The organism is Collinsella vaginalis, assembly GCF_900176655.1.
GTDB lineage: Bacteria > Actinomycetota > Coriobacteriia > Coriobacteriales > Coriobacteriaceae > Collinsella > Collinsella vaginalis.
On record NZ_LT838843.1, the window covers coordinates 85,733 to 99,709 of the forward strand.

At 63.6% G+C, this 13,977-nt stretch carries 15 protein-coding genes; 7 read left to right on the forward strand and 8 right to left on the reverse strand.

Translation table 11 applies throughout. The annotated features are described in order from the left end of the window. Window positions 1-553, forward strand: a 553-nt coding sequence (locus tag CAP13_RS02135; protein ID WP_179184889.1) for an alpha/beta hydrolase family protein, incomplete at its 5' end; no start/stop codon positions are given. A 9-nt stretch (window positions 554-562) separates the two neighbouring features. Here the strand turns inward: CAP13_RS02135 and CAP13_RS02140 are convergent. After that, a complete protein-coding gene (locus CAP13_RS02140; RefSeq protein ID WP_085830015.1) occupies window positions 563-1,099 on the reverse strand; it encodes a cysteine hydrolase family protein in 537 nt (178 codons plus the stop codon). A gap of 287 nt (window positions 1,100-1,386) precedes the next feature. Further along, a complete protein-coding gene (locus tag CAP13_RS02145; protein WP_085830016.1) occupies window positions 1,387-1,671 on the reverse strand; it encodes a CsbD family protein in 285 nt (94 codons plus the stop codon). Between the two features lie 229 nt (window positions 1,672-1,900). Here CAP13_RS02145 and CAP13_RS02150 point away from each other — a divergent pair, with 229 nt between their 5' ends. Further along, the gene (locus tag CAP13_RS02150) at window positions 1,901-2,785 is read left to right on the forward strand and encodes a methionyl aminopeptidase (RefSeq protein ID WP_085830017.1); all 885 of its coding nucleotides are present in this window, start codon (window positions 1,901-1,903) and stop codon (window positions 2,783-2,785) included. A 34-nt stretch (window positions 2,786-2,819) separates the two neighbouring features. On the opposite strand, the gene CAP13_RS02155 is transcribed toward CAP13_RS02150, so the two are convergent. Then, window positions 2,820-3,467, reverse strand: a complete 648-nt coding sequence (locus tag CAP13_RS02155; RefSeq protein WP_085830018.1) for a helix-turn-helix domain-containing protein — start codon at window positions 3,465-3,467, stop codon at window positions 2,820-2,822. 441 nt (window positions 3,468-3,908) lie between these two features. Between CAP13_RS02155 and CAP13_RS02160 the strand changes: the two genes are divergently transcribed. The 3 genes from CAP13_RS02160 (at window position 3,909) to CAP13_RS02170 (ending at window position 6,750) form a co-directional block, all read left to right on the forward strand. After that, window positions 3,909-4,472, forward strand: a complete 564-nt coding sequence (locus tag CAP13_RS02160) for a GNAT family N-acetyltransferase (RefSeq protein WP_085830019.1) — start codon at window positions 3,909-3,911, stop codon at window positions 4,470-4,472. A 97-nt stretch (window positions 4,473-4,569) separates the two neighbouring features. Further along, a complete protein-coding gene (locus tag CAP13_RS02165) occupies window positions 4,570-5,496 on the forward strand; it encodes a LysR family transcriptional regulator (RefSeq protein WP_085830020.1) in 927 nt (308 codons plus the stop codon). 138 nt (window positions 5,497-5,634) lie between these two features. Next, window positions 5,635-6,750 carry a 5-methyltetrahydropteroyltriglutamate--homocysteine S-methyltransferase gene (locus tag CAP13_RS02170; protein WP_085830021.1) on the forward strand — a complete coding sequence of 372 codons (1,116 nt, stop codon included), beginning with the start codon at window positions 5,635-5,637 and terminating at the stop codon, window positions 6,748-6,750. An 879-nt stretch (window positions 6,751-7,629) separates the two neighbouring features. Here CAP13_RS02170 and CAP13_RS02175 read toward each other — a convergent pair. The 3 genes from CAP13_RS02175 to CAP13_RS02185 form a co-directional block, all read right to left on the reverse strand. After that, a complete protein-coding gene (locus tag CAP13_RS02175; RefSeq protein WP_085830022.1) occupies window positions 7,630-8,355 on the reverse strand; it encodes a RibD family protein in 726 nt (241 codons plus the stop codon). Between the two features lie 149 nt (window positions 8,356-8,504). Beyond that, a complete protein-coding gene (locus tag CAP13_RS02180; RefSeq protein WP_085830023.1) occupies window positions 8,505-9,263 on the reverse strand; it encodes a carboxymuconolactone decarboxylase family protein in 759 nt (252 codons plus the stop codon). A gap of 8 nt (window positions 9,264-9,271) precedes the next feature. Further along, on the reverse strand, window positions 9,272-9,511 hold the full coding sequence (locus tag CAP13_RS02185) for a hypothetical protein (protein WP_085830024.1): 240 nt from the start codon (window positions 9,509-9,511) through the stop codon (window positions 9,272-9,274). A 137-nt stretch (window positions 9,512-9,648) separates the two neighbouring features. On the opposite strand from CAP13_RS02185, the gene CAP13_RS02190 reads away from it, so the two are divergent. Next, the gene (locus tag CAP13_RS02190; protein WP_179184890.1) at window positions 9,649-10,548 is read left to right on the forward strand and encodes a LysR family transcriptional regulator; all 900 of its coding nucleotides are present in this window, start codon (window positions 9,649-9,651) and stop codon (window positions 10,546-10,548) included. A gap of 65 nt (window positions 10,549-10,613) precedes the next feature. Here CAP13_RS02190 and CAP13_RS02195 read toward each other — a convergent pair whose 3' ends face one another. Next, a complete protein-coding gene (locus tag CAP13_RS02195; protein ID WP_085830026.1) occupies window positions 10,614-12,113 on the reverse strand; it encodes an MFS transporter in 1,500 nt (499 codons plus the stop codon). A gap of 247 nt (window positions 12,114-12,360) precedes the next feature. Between CAP13_RS02195 and CAP13_RS02200 the strand changes: the two genes are divergently transcribed. Then, window positions 12,361-13,392, forward strand: a complete 1,032-nt coding sequence (locus tag CAP13_RS02200; RefSeq protein ID WP_085830027.1) for a 3-deoxy-7-phosphoheptulonate synthase — start codon at window positions 12,361-12,363, stop codon at window positions 13,390-13,392. A gap of 314 nt (window positions 13,393-13,706) precedes the next feature. Here the strand turns inward: CAP13_RS02200 and CAP13_RS09825 are convergent, their stop codons facing one another. Then, a complete protein-coding gene (locus tag CAP13_RS09825) occupies window positions 13,707-13,874 on the reverse strand; it encodes a hypothetical protein (RefSeq protein WP_179184891.1) in 168 nt (55 codons plus the stop codon). Window positions 13,875-13,977: the final 103 nt, after the last annotated feature.

Here is a 13,977-nt window from a genome sequence, read left to right on the forward strand (position 1 = left end):
CTCGGCGGGCGGCTTCATTACGGCCTCCCTCGCCGCGGGATGGAAGACTGGGCCCTTCGCGGCCCTTGCCCAAGCGCGCCCCGAGCAGATCCGCCCCGATGCGGCGGTCCTCTGCTACCCCGTGATCGACCTCGCCTTCATCCGCGACATACAGACCCGCGATCCGCGTATCGACCTCAGGGTTCCGAAGACCGGGGGAAAGACCGGGCGCGACCTGTTGAACGACTTTCTCTCGATGGTGATCGGTGGCGAGGCGACGGATGAGCGTCTTACCGAGGCGTGCCCGACAGCGCAGGTGGGCTCCGCGATGCCCCCGGTGTTCATGTGGGCCGCCGCCGATGATGCGACTGCGCCCGCAGCCCAGCTCTACCCGTTCGCCTGTCGCCTGGCCGAGGAGGGCGTGGTTCACGAGCTCCATGTGTTCGATCGGGGTGGGCACGGGCTCTCAACCGCCGCGCCCCAGGTTGAGGCAGGAAACGGGGAGCTCATGGAGGCTGTGCGCCCGTGGCTCGGGCTGGCTTTGTCCTTCCTGGCCCGGCAGGGAATCGCGTAAAGGGCTCAGTTACCGGCCGAGCACCTCAACCTGGCAGCTTGCCATGGTGGCCAGTGCGGCGTCATGCGATGCGGGCGTCACACCGGCACAGAGCCGCGCGTCCACGCTCAGGGGCACCTCGGGGAGGGCGGCCTTGATGAGCAGGGCGTTGCTGACCACGCAGATATCGGTGCAGACGCCGCAGAGCTCGATGGAGTCGATGGGATGCGCGACATGCTCGGCGGCCAGCCAGGTGGCAAGGGTGGTCGACCCAAAGGTCGGCTTCTCGAAGACCGAGGCTCTGCGGCGCTCACGAACCTCCTGGAGCTGCGGGGCGAGCTGCCAGCCCTCGGTGCCGCGCAGGCAGTGGGGGACGGGGAGGTTCCTGCCCTCCTGCGTGTCAGCGTAGTCGGTATCGTGGGTATCGAGGGTGAATGCGACCGTTCCCTCAAATGTAGCAGCACGCTCGGCGACGGCATCGACGATGGCGGCGGCCTCCGGCGTCCCAAGCGATCCGGTGAGGAAATCGTTCTGCATATCGACCACGATCAGATAGCGGTTTGCCATGGGGGACCCCTTCGTTGGCGAGATAGAACGGGATGGTTTCGGTGTGAACACCGCAGGGTTGATAGAGAGCGGATGGGCCGTTGGTTTCAACGTAGCACGGAAATCTCTATCCAAAGGAGACAGATGCCAACTTAATAAACACCCTTACATAAGATGAGGATATGAAGGCGTCCGTTTGCCAATGCACCGAAGTCATCCGAACGCTGATGATTCCAGCATACGGCGAAAGCAAAAAAGGCCGCATGCTCTGCACGCGGCCCGTGATTGCCTCAGATCGGTAGAGGGGTCTACTCGCCGTCGACAGCGTCCTTCACGCGGTCGACGGCCTCCTTGGCGGCACCCTTGGCACCGTCAACAAGATCCCCGACCTTCTCAGCAGCGGCGTCTTTGATGTCGCCGGCATTATCGGCCAGGTTCTCGGCAGCCTCCTTGGCGTCAGAGGCGACCTCCTTCGCCTTTCCGACGAGCTGGTCGACGAGGCCCTCAGCCTTGACCTTCTCATCGCCTGTGACGTCGCCAGCGACCTCCTTGGCCTTGCCAGCTACCTTATCGAGTGCACCGTTGTCAACCATTGCAAACCTCCCTGGTTCGTTAGGACCACAGCGTCCTTTCCTCTTTTTTCTCCATTCCGGCGTTTCGCTATACGTTCTTTTCGAAAAAAGCCAAATCGTTTCGTTAAGCGCTTTGCTGGGGTTCAGACGCCCTGTGACTTGGGTCTGGCGGCAGTTATGCGTTTTCACGACCAGGGTATGCGGCGCGCACGGCGGCGGGATAATGGCAGGGAACGAAAGGATGAAGCGCATGTACGATAACGGACCTGACCTCGGACGCAACGACACCTGCTGGTGCGGAAGCGGCAAGAAATACAAGAAATGCCATCTCGCATTCGATGAGCGCCTGCAGGGGCTGTGGGAGGAGGGAGAGGAGGTCCTGCCACGGGACCTCCTGAAGACGCCTGACGATATCGAGGGTATCCGCCGGAGCGCCGCGGTGAACATGGGCGCCCTCGACGAGGTGGCCGCCCGCATCGCACCCGGTGTGACCACGGCGGATATCGACCGATGGGTGCACGAGTACACGGTGGCCCAGGGCGCGATCCCGGCGCCCCTCAACTACGAGGGATTCCCGAAGAGCTGCTGCACCTCGGTGAACGGCGTGATCTGCCACGGGATCCCGGCTGAGGACGAGGTGCTCGCCGAAGGGGACATCGTGAACGTGGATTGCTCGACGATTCTCGATGGCTATTACTCCGACTCATCGCGGATGTTCACGGTCGGTGAGGTCACGTCGGAGCGGCAGCGCCTGGTTGATGTGACGCGCGAATCGGTGGAGCGCGGGCTCGCCGCCGTGCGGCCCTGGGGACACCTTGGAGACGTGGCGCATGCGGTTCAGGAGCATGTGGAGGTCGCGGGCTTCTCCGTGGTGCGCGAGTTCGGCGGCCACGGGATCGGGCTCGAGTTCCATGAGGACCCCTTCGTGGGGTTCGTGGGCGAGCCGGGTACGGGCACGGTGCTCGTCCCAGGGTTCTGCTTCACGATCGAGCCGATGGTGAACGCCGGGCGCCATGAGATCGATATGAACGATCCCAACGGATGGACGGTCCGTACGAAGGACGGGTCAGATTCAGCGCAGTGGGAGGTGCAGCTCGTGGTCACCGAGGACGGCTACGAGGTGCTGAGCCGCTAGAACGCGATCGCTTCTCCGCGGCTCAGCACCTCCGTCAGCGGCTCTCAACCCGGCCGTAATGGGGGAGCACACCGGGTGCGCCCCGGCGCTCCCGCTTTGGCGTGGGGATGCGGAAGAGCCCGTGGCGGTTGCAGTAAGCGTAGATCTGCCCGCTCTGCCCGCGGCGGATGCGCGCCTCGGCCGGCTGCTCGGGATAGAGCTTGTGCAGCTCGATGCCGCCGGTCGTTACGTAGGCGATGAAGCTGATGAAGTGGTCCTTGGCCATGGGGTGGTCGATGCTGATATGCCAGTCGTCCTCAACTGATTCGACCGCGATGGCATGCGCTTCATCGGGCTCCTCGGCCTCTTGGGGAAGCAGCGTGCTGCCGCAACAGGAGAAGGAGCCCTCTCCGAGTGCGGTGACGACGTTTCCGCAGATCGGGCAGACGTAGAAGCGCATGCGCGTCATGTTGCCCGCGCGGTTGGCGTTCTCGCGCACATCGCCGGTCAAGAGCTCGGCGACGGAGATGCCGAGGGCCTCGGCGAGTGATTCCACCAGGCTGATATCGGGGAGGCCGCGGCCCGACTCCCATTTGGACACGGCTTTGTCGGTCACGCCCACGCGCTCGGCGAGGGCGCGTTGGGTGAGTCCGCGTTGCTCGCGCAGGCCGCGAATGGTCTCTGCGGTGAGGTAGGTGTTCATGGGTGCTCCGTTTCCGGTTGGTTTCTCTGGTCGTAGGGGCGGGTTCATGCGGTGGGGGCGGGACGTTCGGTTCGGCTCAGCTGTTGCCTGTCCCGCTGCAGTGGCCATTATGCAGGCCGGGGGACACACGGGCTACCTACGGGCCGTAGAGTCGGCCGCGTATGTCGATAAACCGTGAAGGCGCCCCTGTTTGCGCAGGTGGAAGCAGCCGTCATGGAAAGGGGCTCGCTAGGCTGCGGCCTTGTTCACATGAGCAATGGGAATCGCGAGGGAATCGTGTCCGGCCGAAGAGCCATCACCATCTGACCTCCACCTTGGAGCGGTCGCTCGTCCTAAGGCGTATCCTCATGGAGTCAACCTCGCACCCTGGATTCTCCCGTGGCCAGCGCACCGGGCTTGTGGGCGAGGTCGGCAGGCACGAACAGGTGAGAGGGTGAGTCCATGGAGCAGCGCATCAGCATCCGCCAGGCAATCGTCTCTGATGCTGCGGCATTGGCGGCAATCTACGCGCCGTATGTCGAGCACACGGCTATCACGTTCGAGAACGAGCCGCCCACGGTCGATGAGTTCGCGCAGCGCATGGCTGACACGCTCAAACGCTATCCGTACCTGGTGGCCGAGGGTGCGGACGGTCCGGTCGGCTACGCCTATGCGGGGCCGTTCGGCAGCCGCGCCGCCTACGATTGGTCAATCGAGACCTCGATCTACGTTGCGGAGGGCCATGCGCATGAGGGCATTGGGCGGGCCTTGCATGAGGCACTCGAGCGAGAGCTCGCCGCGATGGGCATCAAGAACATGTACGCGTGTATCGCCGTCCCCGAGGTTGCCGACGAGCATCTGACCCGCAACAGCGCCGAGTTTCACGAGCATCTGGGGTATCGGCTCGTGGGGACCTTCAAGAAGTGCGGTTCGAAGTTCGGCCGGTGGTACGACATGGTGTGGATGGAGCGCATCATCGGCGAGCACGAGCCAGATCCGGTTCCGCCGCGGTGGCGTGCCGCTTGATCGCACGCTCGGCCGCGACCTTGGCAGATGAGGGCGCGGACGGTCCGGCAGGCGCATCCGCACGTCCCGACGCGGGTGTTCGAATGAGAGGAGACCCATGACCTTCGTCCAGTTGAAATACGTGCTCGCCGTGGCCCGCGAGGGGTCCATCAGCCGCGCCGCGAAGACGCTCTTCATCTCGCAGCCGAGTCTCTCGGCGGCGGTGCACGAGCTTGAGGCCGAGCTCGGGATCACCCTGTTCCGGCGGACGAGCACGGGTGTGGCCGTCACCACCGACGGCGAGGAGTTCTTGGGGTACGCACGCCAGGTGATCGAGCAGACCGACCTCATCGAGGAGCGCTACCTCGGCACGGCCCCGGTGCGGCATCAGTTCTGCGTCTCCTGCCAGCACTACTCCTTCGCGGTCGAGGCGTTCGTAGCCCTCATCAAGGCGCATGGCGGCCGCGCATACGACTTCCGTATCCGCGAGACCCAGACCTACGAGATCATCGAGGACGTCGCCGCCTTGAGGAGTGAGGTGGGCGTCCTCTATCTGAACGACTTCAACCGCGCGGTGATCGAACGCACGCTCGAGGACAACGCCCTGCGCTTCACACGGCTCTTCACGGCGACACCCCATGTCTTCGTGGGAACGGGAAGCCCGCTTGCCACCCGATCGAGCGTGAGCCTGGCCGACCTCGAACCCTTCCCGCGCCTGTCCTATGAGCAGGGGGAGCACAACGCTTTCTACTTTGCCGAGGAACTCGCGAGCACGCGGGCCAGTGCGAAGGACATCCTCGTGCGCGACCGCGCGACCTTGTTCAACCTGATGGTCGGCCTCGATGGCTACACCATCAGCAGCGGCATCATCGACAGCGACCTGTACGGTCCGAACATCGTGGCCGTGCCTCTTGAGCTAGACGACGCGATGGAGATCGGCTACATCACGCATACGCGGGTGACGCCGGGCACCTACGGTGCGCTCTACATCGAGGAGCTCAAGCGCACCGCAGAGGCGGCACGCAGATCCGGTAGAGTGCGATAAAGGCAACTTGACCTGCGTCTATAGTCTCCCTCTATGGCCTCGTATCGGCAACGGGTATTAGCGTCCGCGTGCGGTGCGCCCTAGGATACCTCCCATGAGCACCACAGGGCTCGCGCCCTATATTGAGAGGAGCCTTCCATGGCAGTACCCACCGCGCCGTTTCGTTACGACTACGTCGGCAGCTTCCTGCGCCCTGCGGCGCTTGCCGACGCCCGCGCCCGCCACGCCGCCGGCGCCATCGATGATGCGGCCCTCAAGGAGGTCGAGGACGCGTGCATCCGGGATCTGGTTGCCAAGCAGCAGGCGGCCGGTTACCCCGTGATCACCGACGGCGAGTTCCGCCGCAGCTACTGGCACCTCGATTTCATGTGGGGGCTCAACGGGATCGAGCACATCGAGCTCGATCACGGATACTTCTTCCATGGCGAGGAGACCACGCACGGTTCCGCCGAGCCCTCCGGCAAGATCAGCGGCGAGAACCACCCGTTTGTGGAGCATTTCCAGTTCGTGAAGGCGCTTGAGGATGAGAGCACGGTCGCCAAGCAGACCATCCCGGCGCCCGCCCAGACCCTGGCCGAGCTGTTTCGCGAGAACAACGGTGTCAAGACCCGCGCCATCTACCCTGATGACGACGAGCTGATCGAGGACCTCGCCGCCGCATACCGCACCGTCATCCGCGACCTCTACGACGCCGGCTGCCGGACCATCCAGTTCGACGACTGCACCTGGGGCATGATCGTGGATGAGGGCTACTGGGCAAGCAAGATGGGCGACGGCGCCTCATTTGAGGAGGAGGCCGAGCGCTACCTGCGCGTCAACAACCTTGCGCTTGAGGGGAAGCCGGCCGACCTCGCGATCACCACGCATGTGTGCCGCGGCAACTACCACTCCACCTACGCGAGCAGCGGTCCTTATGATCGCATCGCGCCCTACCTCTTCGCACAGGAGAACGTCGACGCGTTCTACCTTGAGTTCGACGATGAGCGCTCCGGCGGGTTTGCCTGTCTGGCCGAGGTGCCCACACCCAAGCAGGTGGTGCTCGGCCTCGTGACGACCAAACACCCTGAGCTGGAGGACGAGGCGGCGTTGCGCGCCCGGATCGAGGAGGCGGCGGCCTATGTGCCAAAAGACCGCCTTTGCCTGTCCCCGCAGTGCGGGTTCGCCTCCTGCGAGATCGGGAACAAGCTGACCGAAGACGAGCAGTGGGCAAAGCTCGCGCTGGTGAAACGGGTCGCTGAGGAAGTTTGGGGCTAGGGTGCCGCTCGCGTGACCGGGGGAGTCGGCGCTTGGCCCGAAGAGGCTTTCATCAGCGCTCGCTCATCGCGCGCGGCCAGATGCGTTGCTCCGCCCGGTCTGCCAGGGTGAGCTCTGTTGGGTTCATCCTGCGCGGCCAGGAGCGTTGGAGCTTGTCCATTCTGCCTTTCAGGTGGCGATGGGCCTGTATGTTGGCAGGGTGGCCGGGACATACGGCCGTGCATCCCGGTCTGCCAGGTGAAACCTCGCGGCTTTGGTACAGGTTTTGATTCGTGCGGTTCAGATCTCCTCGGTTTGGTACAGGTTTTCATCGCAGGCCAAAGTAGACCGCTTTTCGTCGAGCCAACGACCTGCACCTTTAGTGCTGCCGATCGCTGGTGTACATGGCCGCGACGATAAAACCTGTACCAAACTGAGGAGGTTTTACACGTGTCCCGCCGAACCTGTACCAAATCCGCGAGGTCTGTCCGTGGGAGGCGTACCACACTGCTTGAAAGTCGCTCGGGCAGTGGTCTAGAGCTGTAATCTGGCAGATGCTGGCACGGCTCGAGCAAACGTGCGGTACGCAGCCTGTTCCGAACCACGATGAACCCTTATACTGTGCGACCTCGTCTCATTCCGTATGGCTTTGTCCTATGTTGCACAGCTTTATTCCAGGCGGTTTGGTGTGGGTTTGCCCGATGGTGCGGGAATTCTCGTCGGTTTGGTGTGGGTTTTCTCAGTGCTCCAAAGTAGACGGAGATCCTGTAACCCTCTGACCAGGTGATTTATCGGCTCAAGATGCCTATCTAGTTGGCGGGTCAGTCAAAACCCACACCAAACCGACGAGAAAAATCTCGCGCACGCCGAAACCCACACCAAACCGGGTTTTCTCGAGCCTTAACCGTTCTTGACTGCGTACCTGAGCCAGAGGGCGTCGCCGCGTAGGCGCTCGACATCTATGAGCTTGAAGCCGACGGGGTCGATGGTGGAGAGGTCGTCTTTCTGCGCGAAGAGGGCGGGTGTGGTCGTGCTGCCATTGGCGGCCGGGCACAGCACGATACTCAGCTCGTCGCAGAGACCCTGCTGGATGAAGGACCAGTTCAAAACCCCACCGCCGCCGAGCATCAGACTCTCGATCCCGAAGAACCCGCGCAGCTTCTCCAGCATGAGCGAGAAGTCAATCTCCGTCTCCCCGCAGATAATGTACGAGATGCCGAGCCCGCGCAGGAAGGCCTTGTACGCGTTGCTCGCGCGCTCAGAGAGAACTTCGACCACATGCGCCTGGGTGGTCCGGTACGTGAGGGTCGCGCTGTCCCAACCGAGGCGACCCGAGGGGTCGATGCTCACGTAGTGCATGGCGGCGTCCGGGTCGGCCACGAAATCGCCGGCAGGAACCGGAGCTGCGTTCTCATCAAGCTCGGGCGTGCGGTAGTCGGTGAAGTTGTCATCTGTGGTCACCCGGCCCGACAGCCAACCCTGGTGTTGGTAGTGGGGGGTTTCACCGAAGGCAATCTCGTAGAAGCAGCCCCCGCTCGCGGCGGCGGTCTCCGAACTCATCCACGGTCCCATGATCTTGCCATCGAGCGACGTCTCCATGTGGCAGAAGACAAACGGTTTCGACATAAGATGTCCTTTCCTGTTGAGGGGCGGCACCTCGCGATGTCGCCCCCGTGCGCTCGCTTGTCCTGTTCAGGGCGGACCGGCTTCGCGACGTCGCGTGGTTCGGCCGCCGGGGGGGGGTGTCCTTCCGCACGTGCGTAGGCCAGCTCCGCTTACCCGAGCTTGGCGTACTCCTCCGGATCCACCGGCTCGAGCCACTCGTTGCTCGTGTTCTCACCAGGCACGGAAAACGCCAGGTGACTGAACCAGCTATCCGCTGCCGCCCCGTGCCAATGCTTGACCTCGGCGGGGATGTTCACCACATCACCGGGGGTGAGGAGCTGGGCCGGCTTGCCCCACTCCTGATACCAACCACGGCCGGCGACGCAGATGAGCTGCTGCCCACCGCCGGAGGTCGCGTGGTGGATATGCCAGTCGTTGCGGCAGCCGGGCTCAAAGGTGACGTTGGACACCGGCACCTGCTCGGTGCTCACCGGTGCGAGCCAGCTCCTGCCGCTGAAGTACTGCGCGTAGGCGTCGTTGGGCTCGCCGATGGGGAAGATGCTCGCAGCCTTGAAAGCGGCGAACTCGTCCTCGGCGGAAGCAGCGTCATCGGCCCAGACCTCCTTGGCCAGGGCGAAGACGGCCCAGGCTTTCGGCCAGCCGGCGTAGAACGCGGCGTGAATGATGATCTCGGCGATTTCCGTGCGGGTGATGCCGTTCTTGCGGGCGGTCTCGAGGTGGAAGCGGATCGAGTTGTCTGTGATCCCCTGCGCCATGAGCGCGGTCACGGTCACAAGGCTGCGATCGCGCAGGGAGAGCTTGTCCTCGCGGCTCCAGACCTCCCCAAAAAGGACGTCATCGTTCAGCGCGGCGAATTTGGGGGCGAACTCGCCCAGTTGGGTACGTCCGGCGGTCTGTTTTACTGCCATGTCTACTCCTAACGATCGGAGGGGTGCCCCTTGCGGCCTGCAGATGCTTGGATGGCCCGTATGGCCTGGTCGAGGCAGGTGAGCCTCTGGTCGGCGGCCCGCAGGTCGGCAAGGAGGGTGAGACGGAAGGCGGCAAGCTGGGGGAGGGCCTCCGCTGCGCGCCCCGACCGGGCGAGGCGATCCAGGCTGCTCCGCAACGGCTGCGGGCACTCCGCCTGTTCAAGATAGGCATCGAGCGGCTCCGACATCTGCCACCTCCTTCGTCCCCTTCATCCTGGGATGGATTTGCTTCCATGTATAATGCTTATATCGATAGGTATCTATGCGATATATGAATAGATATCCGGTGGCGGGGAACGCCTTGAATAGGATGAGGGGAGGGGCGATGGAGCTGCGTGTCCTGGAGTACTTCCTTGCCGTGGCACGTGCCGGCAGCATATCGGCCGCGGCGGAGGAGCTGCACGTCTCCCAGCCCACGCTCTCGCGCCAGCTCATAGATCTGGAACGGGGCCTCGGCACCACCTTGTTCGAGCGCTCCCGCGCGGGCGTCACCCTGACCGCAGACGGCATGCTGCTGCGCCGTCGAGCCGCCGAGATCGTGGACCTGGCGCGCACGACGGAGTCCGAGATCATGATGAGCCGGGGCGCGGTGGCGGGCGAGGTCCGCATCGGGTGCGCGGAGACCCGCGCGATGGAGCTCTTAGCGCAGGTGATGGGGGATCTCAAGGCCGATCATCCGCAGGTGACCTACCGTATCATCTCGGCAGACGCGGATGATGTGGCCGAGCGCATCGAGCGCGGCCTGCTCGACTTCGGACTCGTGCTGCGCCTGGGAGCCTGCCATCGGCTTGATTCGCTCGAGCTACCCTCACAGGAGCAGGCCGTGGTGGTCCTGCCGAGCGATGACCCGTTGGCGAAGCAGGAACGGTTCACCCCCGCGGACCTCGAGGGCCTTCCGCTCATCGCGCCCTGGAGCTCTGCTGAGAGCGGGATCCTCGGCGGCATGCGTTCTCGCGCGGAGGGCGGCTCCCTGAACGTGGTGGCCACCTACAACCTGAGTTACAACGCGACGCGCCTGGTCAAGATGGGGCTCGGCTATGCGGTATCGCTTGCGGGGCTCGGGGACGTGTCAGCGGAGGACGGTCTCACGGCCCGCCCGCTCGACGTTCCTCTCGATATGCCCGCGTATCTCGTGTGGAAGCCCTTTCAGCTGCGGACGCGCGCCTGCGAGGCCCTTCTCGAGCGGGCGCGGGAGGCGTTTGGCGGCGCTGGCGATCAGCACTAGGCGGATGCGCGCGAAAGGGCGCTAGTCGGTGCCGGCACAGCGCGAGGCCGCTTAGACCAGCTTCATCATGCGTCCGCGTTGTCGCGTCTTGAAAGTTCCCCATTCGCCTTGGCGAGGGTGCGGCGCATCTGCGCGAAGCGGACGAGGGTCCCGATGAACCCAGCGAAGACCACCGCCGCGAGTGCCAAAAACACGAACGACATGGCGGAAAGGAAGACCTCGGGCGCATCCTCCACGTAGTCGGTGACCTGGTAGCCGAGCTCGGCGCTCATGCTGCCGTAGAGCGCTGAGGTGCAGAACGTGAGACCGGCCACCTGGCCGAAGTTGCGAGCGAACGCGGCGAACCCGCCGATGAGCCCCAGATCCTCGGGACGTGCGGAGCCCATCACAAGGGAGTTGTTCGGCGCGTTGAACAGACCGCTGCCGATTGCGTAGACGATGAGCGAGATGACGAGCTGCAGGCCCGTGCTCGTGCCCGACCACATGTTGAAGAGCAACTCGCCGACCACGACGAAGCCGAGCCCGATGCAGGTGGGGATATAGGACCCGATGCGATCAGAGAGCGCTCCGGCAACCGGCCCCACGATGCCGGTCACGATGGGCGCCACGGTCATGTAGAGCGCGGCGGTGCCCGGTGACATCGCCCGGGCATCTTGCAGGTAGAACGGCATGAGGATGCTGTGGCCGCCGATGACGAAGAAGAGCGCGAAAAGCGTCAGCATATTCAGGATGAGGCCGGGGTTCTTGAGGACGCTGAGGGGGAAGACCGGGTCGCTCACGTGGAGTTCGACGACGATGAAGGCAGCGAACAGGACACCTCCGAGGCCGAGCTGCGCCCAGACGAAGGGCGTGGAGGACTGCTGCAGCTCGGTCAGGGCGCCGACGATGAGGACGAGCGAGCAGAAGAGCAGGATGCTGCCGGGGATGTCGAGGGAGCCGGGATGCTTGGGCCGGCGATTCGGCAGGATCTTCAAGCCCATGAGGAACATGAGCGCGCCGATGGGGACGTTGACGAGGAAGATCCCGCCCCAGTCCGTGACGGACAGGATGAGGCCTCCGAGCGCCGGCCCCACAAGCGCGCCTGCCGAGGCGGCGGTGGCGATCCAGCCGAGTGCGTGGCCGCGCTCGTTGCTCGGGAAGGTTTCGGTGATGATGCCCTGGTTGTTGGAGAACGCCGCAGCACCGCCGAGACCCTGCAGGGCGCGGGCGGCGACAAGAACGGGGAGCGAGGGGGAGATGCCGCAGAGGAGCGATCCCGCGGTGAAGACGGCGACGCCGATCATGAAGATCCGCACCTTGCCGTGGATATCGCCCAAGCGCCCGCAGATGAGGATCGCAGCGCAGGTTATAAGCAGGTAGGAGGTGTTCACCCACTCGACATCGCCCATGCCGACACCCATCTGATCGGCCATGACAGGCAGCGCCACGCCGACGATGCTGCCGTCGATGGTGACCATGAGCGTCATGATGACGACGTTGATCAGGATGAGCCAGCGCCGCCGCTCCTGGCCGTCGCCGCTGCGTGGGATGGAATCTGGTTCGTATACGGCCTCGTTCACGTGCATGCTCCCTCCGCCGCGCGGACGGAGTCAGCGGGCTCTGCGAGGGGCCTGCGGAGGGCGTGAGTCACGGCATCTATGATGATGTGGTAGGTGATTAAAGATACCCCATATATATGCGGCCCGACAGCGGGCGCGGAAATGGTGGATGGAATTCACGAACGCGCGTCCGCGGGCGCGTGAGCTTGCTCGGCCCGCTCCCTTCGGGTGATAATGGCGGCCATTGAACCCTCGCATATTCCGGAGGACCGCCATGTCCATGACATTCAAACGCCTGCTCCCTATTCCAAAGCAGATTCGCGAGGAGATGCCGCTTTCGGCGGATTCCGTCGCCCGCAAGAAGATCTTTGATGCTGAGGTTGCCGCGGTGCTCACGGACGAGGATCCGTCCCGGCGCCTGCTCATCATTGGGCCGTGCTCGGCGGACCGCGAGGATTCGGTCCTCACCTACATGGAGCGCCTCGCCGCTCTCGCCGAGCGGGTCCGCGACCGCTTCATCGTGATCCCGCGTGTCTACACCAACAAGCCGCGCACCAAGGGCACCGGCTACAAGGGCCTGCTGCACAATCCTAATCCCGAGGCCGCGCCCGACCTGCTCGAGGGGGTCAAGGCAATCCGCCGCATGCATCTGCGCGTGGTGGAGGAGACCGGCATGTTCACGGCGGATGAGATGCTTTATCCGAGCAATTACCAGTACCTGATTGACCTGCTGAGTTACATCGCCGTCGGTGCGCGCTCGGTTGAGAACCAGGAGCACCGGCTCGTGGCCTCGGGTGCGCCCTGCCCGGTTGGCATGAAGAACCCTACGGGCGGCTCCATGGCGGTGATGCTCAACTCCATTTTGGCCGCGCAGGCGAAGCAGACCTTCATCTTCCGGAACTGGGAGGTCGAGACCACGGGGAACCCGCTCGCCCATGCGGTGCTGCGCGGGTTCATCGGGCCGGATGGCACGAACTACCCCAATTACCACTACGAGAACCTGGAGCGTCTGGCGGCGGTCTACACGGAGATCGAGTTCTCGAACCCGGCTGCCATCATCGACTGCAACCACGATAACTCGGGGAAACGCCCGCTTGAGCAGCAGCGAATCTGCCACGAGGTGGTTGACTCCTGCAATCGGAGCGATGCGATCGCCCGGCTCGTGCGCGGGTTCATGGTCGAGTCCTATCTGGAGGACGGGAGCCAGCCGGTGGACGGCGGTGTGTTTGGCAAGTCGATCACCGACGCCTGCCTGGGCTGGGAGAAGACCGAGCGCATGGTGCTCGAGATGGCTGAGCGCCTGTAGGGGTTTGGGCCGTTGGGGTCGTTGGAGGGGCGTCCTGCGCGTGCTTCCGGTGCCCCAGCCCCCTAGGTTGGCTACCAGGGGGAATCTTCTGCATCCTATGTATGTTGGGCGTCCAATCACCCAGGCTGGCGCCATGGCGGATCGAGGGAGGCCGCACGTGCCACCAATGTAGACGCAGTCCCGACATCAACGTTCGACACGCACCCTCCCTCGTTGCTTTGACCACGCGGTTTCCCTTGCGCTATGACTCAATGGGTTTGATATATCAAAAAATCGAATATTCTAACTTGATTCCTAGATATATTGTATTGATTTCAAGACATGCTGATGAAAACTTCCGGAAGTGCGGCAGTGAATGAGGGCGTGCCAAGTAAACGGGTTTTCACGCGCAGAAATCCTGCGGAAACGCTGCGGAAAAGCAAGGGATACTCACGAGATTTCGTTTTACTGCCGCACTTCTGGAAGTTTTCAATATCCGCCATCCGAATGGGGACGAAGATAAGGGGCCGTTGGACCAGGATCTAGTGCTTCTGATCCAAATGCAATGTCAAATCAATGCGCCCGGATCTGTGCCTGATTTCGAAT